General features: G+C 31.4%; 15 protein-coding genes. 13 read left to right on the forward strand and 2 right to left on the reverse strand.

Translation table 11 applies throughout. The annotated features are described in order from the left end of the window. Positions 1–168: 168 nt before the first annotated feature. The gene (locus LFLEISCH_RS13475) at positions 169–1,167 is read left to right on the forward strand and encodes an acyltransferase family protein (protein WP_277619630.1); all 999 of its coding nucleotides are present in this window, start codon (positions 169–171) and stop codon (positions 1,165–1,167) included. A gap of 179 nt (positions 1,168–1,346) precedes the next feature. On the opposite strand, the gene LFLEISCH_RS15430 is transcribed toward LFLEISCH_RS13475, so the two are convergent. Next, complete coding sequence (locus LFLEISCH_RS15430) at positions 1,347–1,514, reverse strand: hypothetical protein (RefSeq protein ID WP_159099776.1); 168 nt, start codon at positions 1,512–1,514, stop codon at positions 1,347–1,349. Between the two features lie 339 nt (positions 1,515–1,853). On the opposite strand from LFLEISCH_RS15430, the gene LFLEISCH_RS13480 reads away from it, so the two are divergent. The 8 genes from LFLEISCH_RS13480 to LFLEISCH_RS13505 all read left to right on the forward strand — a co-directional run bounded on the left by LFLEISCH_RS13480 (position 1,854) and on the right by LFLEISCH_RS13505 (position 6,894). After that, positions 1,854–2,498, forward strand: coding sequence for a hypothetical protein (locus LFLEISCH_RS13480; protein WP_007477610.1), 645 nt, complete (start codon positions 1,854–1,856; stop codon positions 2,496–2,498). A gap of 16 nt (positions 2,499–2,514) precedes the next feature. Then, positions 2,515–2,649 carry a hypothetical protein gene (locus tag LFLEISCH_RS16280; RefSeq protein ID WP_277619628.1) on the forward strand — a complete coding sequence of 45 codons (135 nt, stop codon included), beginning with the start codon at positions 2,515–2,517 and terminating at the stop codon, positions 2,647–2,649. 30 nt (positions 2,650–2,679) lie between these two features. Beyond that, positions 2,680–3,954, forward strand: a complete 1,275-nt coding sequence (locus LFLEISCH_RS13485) for an AcpB/EbpR/MafR family transcriptional regulator (protein WP_007477612.1) — start codon at positions 2,680–2,682, stop codon at positions 3,952–3,954. 348 nt (positions 3,955–4,302) lie between these two features. After that, complete coding sequence (locus LFLEISCH_RS14815) at positions 4,303–4,962, forward strand: type 2 periplasmic-binding domain-containing protein (protein ID WP_051057325.1); 660 nt, start codon at positions 4,303–4,305, stop codon at positions 4,960–4,962. Positions 4,963–5,043: 81 nt separating this feature from the next. Beyond that, on the forward strand, positions 5,044–5,466 hold the full coding sequence (locus tag LFLEISCH_RS14820) for a type 2 periplasmic-binding domain-containing protein (protein ID WP_051057326.1): 423 nt from the start codon (positions 5,044–5,046) through the stop codon (positions 5,464–5,466). Positions 5,467–5,497: 31 nt separating this feature from the next. Then, positions 5,498–5,707: a lipopolysaccharide assembly protein LapA domain-containing protein gene (locus tag LFLEISCH_RS13495; protein WP_007477615.1), complete on the forward strand. Its 210-nt coding sequence runs from the start codon at positions 5,498–5,500 to the stop codon at positions 5,705–5,707. 90 nt (positions 5,708–5,797) lie between these two features. Continuing rightward, positions 5,798–6,004 carry a low temperature requirement protein A gene (locus LFLEISCH_RS16285; protein WP_040504886.1) on the forward strand — a complete coding sequence of 69 codons (207 nt, stop codon included), beginning with the start codon at positions 5,798–5,800 and terminating at the stop codon, positions 6,002–6,004. Positions 6,005–6,111: 107 nt separating this feature from the next. After that, positions 6,112–6,894, forward strand: coding sequence for a low temperature requirement protein A (locus LFLEISCH_RS13505; RefSeq protein ID WP_277619629.1), 783 nt, complete (start codon positions 6,112–6,114; stop codon positions 6,892–6,894). A gap of 103 nt (positions 6,895–6,997) precedes the next feature. Here the strand turns inward: LFLEISCH_RS13505 and LFLEISCH_RS13510 are convergent, their stop codons facing one another. Next, complete coding sequence (locus LFLEISCH_RS13510; RefSeq protein WP_007477616.1) at positions 6,998–8,467, reverse strand: NosD domain-containing protein; 1,470 nt, start codon at positions 8,465–8,467, stop codon at positions 6,998–7,000. A gap of 280 nt (positions 8,468–8,747) precedes the next feature. Here LFLEISCH_RS13510 and LFLEISCH_RS14825 point away from each other — a divergent pair, with 280 nt between their 5' ends. From LFLEISCH_RS14825 to LFLEISCH_RS13525, 4 genes are all read left to right on the forward strand, one after another. Beyond that, a complete protein-coding gene (locus tag LFLEISCH_RS14825) occupies positions 8,748–11,282 on the forward strand; it encodes an MSCRAMM family protein (RefSeq protein WP_007477618.1) in 2,535 nt (844 codons plus the stop codon). A gap of 79 nt (positions 11,283–11,361) precedes the next feature. Continuing rightward, positions 11,362–11,466, forward strand: coding sequence for an LPXTG cell wall anchor domain-containing protein (locus LFLEISCH_RS16555; RefSeq protein ID WP_420912444.1), 105 nt, complete (start codon positions 11,362–11,364; stop codon positions 11,464–11,466). Between the two features lie 101 nt (positions 11,467–11,567). Beyond that, positions 11,568–11,810, forward strand: coding sequence for a hypothetical protein (locus LFLEISCH_RS13520; protein ID WP_007477620.1), 243 nt, complete (start codon positions 11,568–11,570; stop codon positions 11,808–11,810). Positions 11,811–12,306: 496 nt separating this feature from the next. After that, positions 12,307–13,627 (forward strand): lectin-like domain-containing protein (locus LFLEISCH_RS13525; RefSeq protein ID WP_007477622.1); only part of this gene is annotated, 1,321 nt, incomplete at its 3' end.

Genomic DNA, 13,627 nt, shown 5'->3' on the forward strand with positions numbered 1-13,627 from the left:
TATCAAATATTCGTTTGCATCTATTGATAAAATAAAACAACTTGGGTATGTTCCTTACTTTAATATATTAGATGGATTAGAAGCATATTTAATTTGAAATAAAAGTTTTAGCTTAGAAAGAAGGTAAAAATAACAGTGACCTCACAATATTCAACATTTTTTTCTAAAATGCAAGTTCTCAGAGGAATTGGTATTTTACTTGTAGTATTAGGGCATTCGTTTCCCGGTGTGGATTCTGAAAGCGGAAATGTGTATGGTATTATACACAGATTTATTTATTCTTTTCATATGCCGCTGTTTTTCTTTATTTCTGGTTTTTTTGCCATAAAATTACTCAAAATGAAAACCTTAAAAGAAAATGCAAATTTTATGAAACAAAAAGCGATGCGATTATTAGTACCTTATTTACTAGTAAGTTTGCTAGGGCTACCGATAAAATTGATTTTTGACCGTTTCTCTGAAAGACCAGCTGGAGGTATGGATGCGATTTTGAATATTATCTTGTATCCAACGAATAATGCTGTTATAGCTCTTTGGTTTCTGTATACATTATTTTTAGTATTTTTAGTGATGCTACTAGTACTGCGAATCAACACTTACTTCCTGTTACCAAGCCTTATCATTTTAAATGTGTTCGCCGGATTTTTTCCGGAAATTTTTAATCTATCGGGAGTAGCCCAATATTGTTTTTATTTCTATATCGGTTTACTTTTTAGAAAAAGATATCAAGAATTTATAGGTAAAATTAATCTTTATATCGGTTTATTTGTCGGTTTAGTTTGTTTAAGTTTTGCATCTGTTTATCAAATCAATATGCCAATAGTTAATTTATTCATATCTATTTTGGGAATTATGATGAGCGTTTCGCTAGCATATTTAGTAGGTGGCCGATGGGGAAAATGGCTTGAGATGTTCGGGAATTATAGTATGGGCATCTATTTATTTTCATGGTTCCCCCAAGTGGCGATACGAATCGTATTACTTCAGATTCTAAACCTACCTTATATGTTTGTGGTTCTAACCATTTTTATTGGAGGGTTAACGCCTGTTATATTGGAATACCTTATTCTGTCAAAAAAGACTATATTATTTGTTTTATTTTTAGGAAAAAAAAGCTTCTTAGTACTTGATCAAAACGATAAGACTATGGCAAAATTCGCAAAGTGAGAAAGCATTAATTATTATTTTTAAAGTGAAATTTGGCTATCAATTAGTTCTAAAATCGACTGCAACTCAATAAATTGACCTATAGACAAATTAAGTATAAAAACTAATGGGCTGGATATAGAAAAACCCGTATTAAATAATTTATACGGGTAAAGATTTTATATGGCTCTGAAATTTTTCTATTTTTTATTCTGTAAATAAAATTGTTTAATAGCTTTAGCCGCAATAAGTTCAAGCTCAAACTGTGTATCGGCCGGGGGTAGCGTGATGTGTAGTTTATTAGCAATCTCTATAGGATTAATAGTGCCATGTTCTTTTAAAATTATTTTTCTAAGTTCTGTTGCCATGTTTATAATTCACCACTTTCATCATTATTTCATTCATCTACTTCATTATAAGATGGATAACTAAAACTGAAAAGGTCATTTTTTTCAAATACTATTATATTTTTGGAAAAGAGTAAAATTGATTAGATTTTTGGAAGTATTTAGTTTTTAATTTTATTTTCATGTTGGGTATTTATGCTTATATCGAATTAATGATAAAAATGGGCTGTCAATATAAGAAATGGAGTCCAATCAAAAATGCCTAGACATATCAAATTTTTCTAAAAAAAAGAAAAACATGACCTTTTTAAACAAGGAAGATAAATATAGAATATAATTAAAGAAATGAGGCGAATCAGAATGTTAAGGCAATATCAAATTTTATCTAACAAAGTATTAGGTGAAATCAAAAGAATAGAGGTAAATATTGTAAAAGAAGAAAGAGGCAAATTTATGCCCATTGGTCAGGCGAATCTTGAAGAATTTTCAATGTCTGTAAAAAAACTAGAATTTTTTAACTGGATTGTAGAAGAACTTCATCTTATTACAAACTTATCAAATACGAGACATCTTGTGATTAGAATAAATTTTGGTGAATTAACAAGTCCAATTTTATTAAAGCTGCTGGAGTATCTTAAGAAAGAAAAAAATTTGTTTCATATAGAGTTACAAATTAGAGATTCCTATCAATTTTGGGTAGACGAAAAATCACATTTTTCCTTGGTTGAAAAAAAAGCATTTATTCTAGGTAAATTAAGAAGCTTAAAAAATTTAGGGTATACGATTGTTGCTGAAAATATGGGGAATGGCATCTATTCACTTGAAAATTCAAATTATTACATCCACTATATTGATGTCATACAGTTACAGGTTGAAAGTGATAAACTTTGCGAGTTAAAGCCATTTATTATTGCTTGGGAACAGTACAGCTTGATTCATAATACAAAAATGAGAATCGAATATTTAGGATTGAAAACAAAAATCAATTGTGTGGTTACTAATTAAAAAGGAATTTTAGACAATGAATAAATTACAAAATGAGAGAATTAAGTTAGCAAGAAAAACGATTGAAGCTTTAATGAAAGATGATCCAAAAGCAGCGCAACTCTATTGGAGAAGCTTTAAAAAAACAAGAAAAGTTGTTAGGCCGATTTAAAAATTAATAAAATCTAAAGGGGTAAAAAGTTTGGATGAATTACACACAAAGTTGATATTTCCTAAGAGTTTACAGCGTCAATCTATTATATTGAATAAGCTTTTTGAAAGTAGCACAGCTCTTAGTGTGAATGAACTATCTCAAGAATTAGATGTATCTGTTAGGACGATTGTTAATGATTTAGACTATCTTACTGATATGTTACCATCAACAGTCAAAATAAACATTGATAAATTTAAATTAATCAATCTAGAGTCTACAGACAGCTATGCATTTTATGAGTTTTTAACGACCGTTGTGACCATATCCCCGTTATATAAAATTATTGATAGTCTCTTTATTGATGAATTGCATAATCTTGAAGATTGGGCAGATATTTTGTTTGTTTCGGAAAAAACGCTGCAACGCTATCTTTTTAAACTTAGAGAACTACTAGAAGTATATGAATTAAAATTGAGTTTCAATCCTGTTAATATAGTAGGGCAAGAAGAAAATATTAGGCTGTTTTTCTATGCTTTTTATGCCTCGGGGAATTTACACTTAAGAAGTCCTGGTGGAATGGAAAAAGAAATAACAGAAAAATTATCAGAAGCATTATCTGAACACATAGAATTGATTAGGACTCAAAAAACACGCAGCTTGTATTGGGCTATGATATTGTATCGACGTTATAGACAAGGAAAATACATTAATACTTCTATTAGCAAAGATAATTTCCCTGGTTATTTTGACACATACAAAAATATACACATTGAAATAATAGAAGCGTATGGCATTGATACTAAAAAAATGCCAGATGAAGAATTCTTGTTTATTGATTACCTCGCACTGGAAAATATACTATATAGTGTTGGCAATACGTATAGTGAATTTCGAATGCGTAAAATGATTGATAATTCTGTTAATTACAGATTTTTAGAGTTTATATTGATACATGAGTTTAAAATTAATAGCAAGATTGGGGAGGCTATGCGAACACATACGATGCTTTTTAATAACATGCAAGCTCTTTCACAGTTTTCTCCCTTATTTCAAAAAAATAAAATAGAGCTTAATTTAATGATTAAAAAAAAGTATCCTATTATTTTTAATAAATGGCTAAAAATAATGAGAAAATATGATTTGACTCGCTCCCGATTCATTGAATATTTAGAAGATTTTTGCGTAAAATTAACGATGTTGACGAGCCTTTATGTGGAACAAGAACATATATATAGAAGAGTTGTATTTATCTTAACTGGAGAAAACATCTATATTGATTATATTACAAATCAATTTAAAAAAAATGAAACTCTGAAGATATAAATATCAATTTTAAATATGATACTTATATACAAAAAGGGCTACTCGAAAGTACTGATATTTTTATCACAAATACAAAAGTACGTTTAGAAGTGGCGGAAGAAGCTGGAATACCAGTCATCTATGTATCACTCTTTCCAACTTCTTCTGACTTTCAGCGAATTGAATCATTATTGAACTGGGAATGAAGTCATTTTCAGTGAACATACAGCTAGACAATCTATTTTTCCGAAAAAATGAAATTTCTGGCATTGAATATAGTGTTGCTGAATAATACTATGAAATTGTGTGAGTGCCCATTTTACAAGTTTCTTGAGCATTTATATAGTCAAATTTAAGGGGGAATATTACATGAAGAAAAGGATATTTTTAGTAGCTGGCATGCTAGCCATAATTTCAACGCTTTTAGTAGCCTGCTCAGAAAAAAAGGATGACTCCAATTCTGGGGAAAATAACTTAGGACCAAAATTGGAAGGTTCAACGGATGATCCGAAAGAAACGAAAGAACTTCAAAAACTTTACCAAGATGCGATTAAAGAACTTGCCGATACAGACGAAAAACTTGTCGTATGGGCAGGTGGAGATGCACCAAATCAGCAAAAAGATTTAGAAAATGCTTTTAAAACTAGGTTTCCAGAAGTTCCAATTGAAGTAAAAGTTGATTTATCTAAGTTTCATGATATCAAAATTAATGAACAGCTGAAAAATCATAATTTGCAGCCAGATGTTGCGATGCTACAAACTACACATGATTTTGATGCATGGAAGAAACAGAATCAATTATATGCGTATAAACCAATTGGCTTTAATAAACAAAGACCCAATTATGCAGATCAAGATGGTTACTATATAACAGGAATGATTAATACCTTCTTACCTGAAGTGAGTAAGAAAGTTGGAGAAGTTGAATCGTATGAAGATTTCCTCAAACCAGCTTTTAAAGATAAATTAATATTAACTTATCCGCATGATGATGATGCTGTTCTTTATGTCTATGATAAAATTAATTGAAAAATACGGTGATGAGTATTTAGAGAAACTAAAAAATCAGAATCTACATTTTTAAGGGGGACTGCTGCGCCTGCTGAAATTGTGGCAAAAGGATCATATAAAGATAAGGAATATATAGGAAATTTAACCGGTTATGCGCAGATGCCAAAAAGTGATGCAAATTCTTTTGTCCCTAAAGAAGATCCATTTATTACATGGACACAACGCGCAGGAATGTTTGAACAAACCAAGCATAAAGCCGCAGCAAAATTATTCCTCTCTTTTATCTCTAGTAAAGAATATCAATCCAGTGGACAAATTTGGGCAACTCGAACAGATTTGAAGCCCATGAATTCATATAAAGAGCTAGATGCGTATCAAAATACTGATTTTAACGATTTTGCTAAATGGATGAGTGATCGAAAACATATTGAAGATTTAAAACAAAAAATGATTGATTATTTCGGTGAAGTTGAAGGCGAAAGTCCTCTAACTGATAAGGAACTTTTAAAAATAGTTGATTAATCCCTATTTTTATAAAAAAGGAGTGATAATGATGAATAAAGAGAAATCCGGAGTTTCAGTAAAACTGATTATTAATATAATCATTGCTGTTTTACTTATCGCTTTTATGATAGCTAATCGGCAAATGGTAGATATTAACCTTTTTGTGGGCACAATTTCAACACCCATTTTTATGGTAATCCTAGTTTCGGTTATTTTAGGGTGGATTATGAAGTGGTTAGTGCCTAAATTTAAGAAATAAGTTCAAAAATAATCTAAGTAAAATAACTACAAGGAACCAATTTTCTTGTAGTTATTTTGTTTTGAATAAATGTATTTTTTGGAGGTTAATATGAAAGAAAAAAGAAGTGTCAGTATGGTGGAATTGTTCTACGATTTAATTTTTGTCTACGCAATAAGTCAAATGTCAGAGGTATTATTGGTAGCATTTGAAGATCAAGGTTTATATTTAGATGCCATCATCAAGTATTGTATAGTTGTATTAAGCTTTTGGAGTGTTTGGACCTATCAAACAGTTTATAACAATCGTTTTTTTTAAAGGTAGTGTGTCATAAATTAATATATTTATCTTATTAAATATGTTTATTGTGATGGTTCTCTCTCAATCCATTAACTTTCATTTCCAAGAAACTTTTTTTTCCTTTTGTGCTATGTACAACTTTATTGTATTCCATCGTTCTTTTGGAATATTGCATAACATTTTATTCTAGTAATTCTGCATTAGAAAAAAAGTTTATCATTTCTTTTATTATTATTTTAAGTATCTTTATTTCAGTGAGTTTAGTGGCTTTGATAGTGCCTGAAGAGATACGCCTGATATTTAATGGTGTTGCAATTTTAATTATCTCTTTTCTCCCTATTATGTTTAAAGAGAGAATTAAGTCTGTATCAGTAGACTTTGAGCATTTAACGGAACGCTATAGTCTGCTGGTCATATTATTCTTTGGTGAGTCCATTGTGACAGTTACAAAAACGATAAATTTAACGAGTATTCATATAACGAGCTTTTTTTACTTTTTAATCATTATTGCTTTGTTTAGTATATACAGTTTGATTCATACTAAAGGTATTGAAAAAAATAGACAGACAGGTGGATTAATTCTTATTCATATGCACTATTTTGTAATTTTAAGTATCGGATTTGTTTCTATTTTGCTTGAGGAAAATATCCATCAGGAAATTAACAATGCTGTATTTTCTATTTTTCTAACCATAGGAATAACAGTGTTTCTTGCCGCACTATTTATAAATTGGTTTAGTTATAGTACAAATCAAATAACTGCGAAATTCATGATAATGATTAGTGTACTACTTTGCTTATTCTATATGAATAACCTTTTGATAGAGAATATGGATATATATTTAGGAATGGATATGATTTTACTCTGGCTTATTTTTGGTGCCGTTTATAGGGAATTAAAGGAATAATAATTAGTTTGTCCTAATCGCTCATGTAACCAAATTAAATCGAGATTAATTTATCCAAAATAATTGGCTAGGAATCAAATTTAGCTACGGAAAAGAAAAATCATTATTTCATTATTGAAATTTTTTCTATTTCACCTCGTGTTGTGGCCCAACTATTATTGTTGAGTAGATTTTGTTTTAGCATTAACTGTTTTAACGGGGCGTTTGCAGAAAGAATGAAATATAATTTTCTCCCAGGATCTATCATTTGATTGTTTGCTAGATTGACCATATCGCTAGGCATGCGTACTTCAATAAATGTTTTATAATAGTTTTTTATATGACTGGTTTCTGACATATAAAATTGATTGTCTTCAAAATCAAACCCTCTATCATTAATAACTTGACCATGAAATAAGCGTATCGGATATACCATTGATCCGTCTAATTTAAATAGGTTTTTCTTTACTAGGATGTCTCCAGGATAGGTGGTAAATAGTCCACGGCTCCTACTATTCGAGGTGAACCAGCTAAATACATCTTCTCCCTTCAATTGAACTGTATTGTCAAAAACGAAACTATTTTTACTTCCAGATAATCGAATGCCTGTATATAGTACTGCGTTTTGAGGATAGACTTGATCTCCATACTTTTCACGTAAAAAAAGATTATCAGATATATTCTCTCCAACTTGTCCAGCTTGTAAATTGTTATTTTGAATATAAATATTTTGATTATAGGGACCATAGCTGTCAATACCAGCATCAGCCATTATATCGGGTGTAATACCTGCCTCCATGTTTTTTTCAAAGTAGTGATACTTTCCAAAACGCTGCATCCAGTCTTTAATGGTATTATTTTTTATCATAATTTTATTATTTGATTGTAAATCGCCATTGAACCGGTATAATTGAATCCCACTCCGCCCGACGTTTTGGATGCTATTGTCAGAAATAATGGCGTCATCGGTGAATTCGAGGCTAATTCCGTTTTGTAAACCACTGTTTTTAAGTTCATTATTTTTTATTAATAAATGTTGAACCCGTCCAATAGCAACAATCGTAGAACCTTTCTCTCTCATATCGAATTTATTATTTTGAATGGTGATGTTACGATAAACCTCATACTTTAGTCTATTTTCTTCTTCAAATTTTGGGGAAACTTCAAGTAAGCTAACAAATGATGAACCTGAAAGGTTGGGGAGATAGCTGATATTCAAATTTTGAATGGTAATATCTTCTGCTTGTAAACTAGATTCTGGTAATGTTTGATTTTCTTCAATTTTAAGACCTGTGACCAGACGTGTGAATATTAGTTTTGTGGTATCAGAACTTGTGCCTGTCAAAGTGATTTTGCTGGGTACAGATAGTGTTTGGTTGAAATAATAGTTACCTTGAGGAATAGTTATCATTTTAAGGCCTGAAATATTTTTAGCTTTGATCATAGTTTGCTCCCAGGCTTCACTGTTGTAACTTGCAGCAGAGGGAGTCCCTTCTATTAAAGGGATTTCTAGAGTAGACATAGATTTCACTTGTTGAGGGAAAATCATGATGCAACTTAAACATATTAATCCAGTAAATAGAGAAAACTTCATTTTATATCCCTTCTTTTCTATTAGAGTATGACATCTAATTATTTAAGATAGTGATAGCGTCTTATCTATAGTTGTAGTCAGTTTAAGTTCACAAGGATTTTGTGTTCTTATTTTTTTACTACTTACCTAAACAATAACATACACAGATGACAGTCTTATGTTGATTTTGCGAAAAAAATATTTCAATCTAACATTTTTTTCAACTGAATTGATTTTTTTGTCCTTGTTAAGGAATGGATTCTTACATTATTATAATCATAAAGAAAAGGAGGATATGGGTATGATACAAAAAATTGGTATTTTTATATTATCTTGTTTAATTATAGTGAGTACATTATTTTCAGGAAAGACTATAGCTGTTGAAAACAATGATACTCCAGCTAAAGATGATACAAGTGGGAATATTGGTATAAAAATGAATGTTAATGATCCGATTGGAAGTCAAGAACAAGTTAATGTTCATGTTGAATTGAGTGCTGATGCTGGATCTATTGTGGATACTAATGGACTTATGTCTGTCTACATACCAAAAGAAATATATTCAACTGGAGATATTTCCGATCTCCATACAGTTGATGATGCTTTTGAGTATGTAAATTTAGAGAACCCTGCAAATGAAGATCCTAACTATATAAAAGTAAATATTAAACCGAACGCAAAATTTAATGAAAATAGTGCTTGGTCAGCATCATTTAATATCATTTTCCAAGCACCACTAATACGTGAAGATACAACGCTTAATCCAGAACAAACTTTTAAAGTAACTTATAATGGGCAAGAAGTGTCTCAAACTGTGAAAATAAAACCTGATGAGAATGGGGATCCATCGGCGTTTGAAAAATGGTGGAAAGGTCCAGTAGATTCAAATCAAGTTGGATTACTGAACACGAAACAATCACAATATAATACGTATCACTTGGCTGTTAACCCTTTTCAAACAGAAGAATTAAATAATGTTAATGTTAAAGATGTTATTCCAGAAGGCTTACAAATAGATCCGAATCCAGTTAAAACAAATGGCATAAATGCGTCGGATTCATTAGTAGTCGATGGTATTAGAATCATTAAAGTTCATAATGATGGCTCTAGAGTTTATGTTACAAGTCAATTTAAAAATAATATTTCTTATGATGTTAATACAAGATTATTAAATGTAACATTTGATCATGTGAATATTACAGATTCATATTTAATCGAATATAAAGTAAATGTAGTGAAGGCCTTTGATTCATATAAAAACACAGCCACATTAACAAGCGATGAATTTAACAAATCAGATAGTATTCTAGCTCGATTAGATGGAAATGATAATTACAATAAAATTTTGACGAAGTCTGTTAATAAAACAATTGTAACAAATCAAGATACACGGCTTAACTATACATTAAATCTTGCTGCTATCACAGGTACAATTAATAAGGGGCAGACATTTACGGATAAATTGGATGACCGCCTCACATACATTGGAATTGTAGAAGGTAACGAATTATTTAATGTAAGCGAAAAAGATAATTTATTAACTATAACCGCCAAAAAAGACATTCCAATTGGGACAGATGGCAGTATTAGTTTTGAAGTAGATACTTCAAAACTAATACCAGGGGATAGTGTTTCCAATAAAGCCTATATTCAATTTAATAATGGGAATTTCAGTTCTAATACTGTAACAACGAAAAAAATTGATGGATCAGTCGTTCTGAAAAAGACAAATGGAGCAGGAAAACTATTATCTGGCGCCCAATTCAATCTATTAAATGGTAATAATGAAGTCATAGATTCTGGAATTTCAAATACAGATGGTGAAGTTACCTTTCATAATTTATTACCGGGAAATTATCAAATCATTGAAACCAAAGCTCCAAACGGCTATGAGCTAGATACTCGACCTATTTCTTTTGAAGTTAATAATAATTCTGTCACACCTATACTTTTGGAAATGGAAAATAAGCTGGTTAAAGGAGCTTTGCATATTGTAAAGCAGGATTCCGCTAGTAAGCAAAAATTAAGTGGGGCAGAATTCAAACTGGTATCAGAGGACGGAGACATTCACACTGGACTAACAGATGAGAAAGGTGAATTATTATTTGATAACCTTGCACCAGGTGAGTATAATTTAACAGAAGTGAAAGCTCCGATTGGTTATGAACTAGATCAGTCCATTCACAAAGTAACCATTAGTGGAGAAAAAAGTGATACAGTGGAGTTAACTATCGATAATAAGGAAATACGCGGTGCCGCTAAATTAATCAAGAAAGATAGTCAAGATGGCAGCCTATTAAAAGATGTGCATTTTAAATTAGTTGACGGACAAGGTAATACAGTACTTGATGATTTAGTGACAAACGAGGATGGTGAAATTACTGTCTCAAACCTGAAAATTGGTAACTATGCATTTGTAGAAACAAAAACTCAGGATGGGTATATTTTAGATGAATCTATTACTCCTTTTGAAATTACGGATAGAAATTATACAAAAAATATTGAATTAGTGAAGTACAATGATAAAATGTTAGGTTCTGTTCAACTTGAAAAACTAGATGAGGACAATAAAAAGCCGATTAGTCAAACTCACTTTAAACTCATAAATAGCAATACCGAGGAAATTATTAGTGATTTAGTAACTGATCAAGATGGGAAGTTGATCATTAATTATTTGCCAATCGGTGAATATTCGCTCATTGAAACGAAATCGAACCCTGATTATATTATGAATACTTCTCCTGTTAACTTTAAAATCACTAAAGAAAACTATTCTACGACCGTTAAGCTTGTCAAATATAACAAAAAAAAAGATCGAGACAACTGGGTCAAATGATTCTGGGGCAGATGATAATCCAAATAATTCAAATGATGTAAATCATAGCCCTGACCATGATGAACAAACTCATTCAGCTTTGCCAAGTACCGGTGATATAGTAGGATTTTCAGTTCTGATAGGTGTTATTTTAGTTATGGCGGGAATGCTACTTATGAAACGAGGGAGAAATCCTAGGGCCTAAGATATGTCTCTTAAAAAAATGTCTTTAATAAGTTAACGAGTTAGAAGAAAGAATGCCATAAAACACAAATTTATTAAATAGAGGAACGGCGTGATGACTATATGGAAATAATGGGAACACACCCATCTGGCATTTACGTGCGAATTCGGCAAGTTGGGGATTTATATGTCTATCGGGCAAAATATAATGACGGTAGAAGTAAAAATTTAGAAATTACAAAACGCTTGGCGGTGCTGGATAGTTTACCAGCTGACTATCCGATGAGTAATATTGAAGAAGAAATTAAATTTTGGATCTGGCGTTACGTTGAAATTAAGGATGGTATCAAAAAAAATGTAAGGTAGTAAATGGCTTAAAAATAGCCTGATAATAGAATAAAGAATGTAAATAAACTAGAACTATACTTAATGGTTCTAGTTTATTTAGTTCTATAAAGTAAAATAATATCGTTAATAGCAGAACTACTACTTGAGTGATTGCTTTTTATTATAGAAAAACCGCTAATTAACTTCTCACTAAAATATAAAAACTTCATAATTAATAGAATATAATATATCTTTAGTTCCAGTCATCTATCTATGTCCGCATCCTTGAATTCATCACAAGCTCAATCTTAGTCCACTTAAAAAGTAAATAATTTCCATTTTGCGGAAAAATATGTCATGTTAAATCACTGGTATTTATGTATATAATCTATGTGTCATTTTTTATATATAAACGGGAGGAATCAATTTATGAATGAAATTCTGAAAAAAATAACGAAATTGCATCATGCTCGCAGTATTATTATTTTTCACATTAACTTCGAGTCTAGTCAATGTTCAGGCAGCAGGAGGAGGCATGTTAAATCCAGAGGCATCTCATGTTGATGCCAATAATTTTTTAAATTACTTTCAATTAAACGGAAATGCAAGCTATAATCAATCGAATGGGGTTGTAACATTAACCAAAAATATGAATAATCAGGCTGGGAGTTTTTCCCTAAAGAATAAAATTAATTTAGAAAATGATTTTATTCTCAAAGGTCAGGTTAATATAGGTGATAAGTCACAAAAAAAAGGAGGAGCAGATGGAGTTGGTTTTGCTTTTCATCCAGGTAATCCCAGTGAATTAGGTGTTAGTGGTGCTGGCTTGGGTATAAGTGGTTTGAGGAATGCAGTTGGCTTTAAATTAGATACATACTACAATGGTGATTATCAGCCTTCTACACAACCAGATCCCTATCAATTTAATGGTGTGGCTTTTGATGGTTTTGTGACGACGGATGCGATGGGAATAGGCCAAACTTATAGCGGCAGTGATGCTCCACCACAGAGAATATCTGAGCCTTCTAATAATCAATTCAAACCTATTAGTATAAAATATAGTAGTTCTGACCAAAATTTAATAGTCGTCTATGAAGGCCGTACCTTGGAAAAAAATATACATAACATCCTAAGTGGAAATATTAAGTCTTACTCGTTTAGCGTTTCTGCTTCAACAGGAGGGCAAAAAAATCTACAACAATTTAAGTTTGAATCATTTGATTATGTAATAAATGGAAAAGTAACGGGAAACTATCTTGACATTGATACTAATCAGGTCATTTCTCCCTCTGTGATAAGTGAGGGAGAAACAGGAACTAATTATTCTCTTGATCAAAAACAAATTCCTGAATATCAATTTATAAAAGTGGTAGGGGAGCCAGTAGGTCAGTATACAGAAAATGATAAAACCGTTAACTTTTATTATAAAAAAGAGCCTGTAAAGGGTTTATTAAAGGCAACGAAAAAAGTGAATCACCAAGAAGTCAAGCAAAATGAAGAAGTCACATACACGATTGAAGCAACCAATAGTTTAGCCAATACAACCTTGCATAATATACGCGTGAGTGACCCACTTCCTGCGGGTGTAGAACTGGTACCCGGAAGCGTAAAGGTGGATGGACAAGCGGTCACAAATGAAGGAGACCCGGGACAAATCAAGACAGTGATCCCCGAAATCAAAGGGAACCAAACGGTTCCAATCACGTTTAAGGCCAAAGTGACACAGGGAACAGACGGTACCATCACGAATATCGCCACTTTAGTCGATCCGGCTGATGAAAGCCATCCACAAAAACCACAAGCAGATATTCAAGTGGTGGATTCCAAAGGCCTTCTTAAGTCAAACAAAAAARWGA

The organism is Listeria fleischmannii subsp. fleischmannii LU2006-1, from assembly GCF_000344175.1.
GTDB classification, from domain to species: Bacteria; Bacillota; Bacilli; order Lactobacillales; family Listeriaceae; genus Listeria; species Listeria fleischmannii.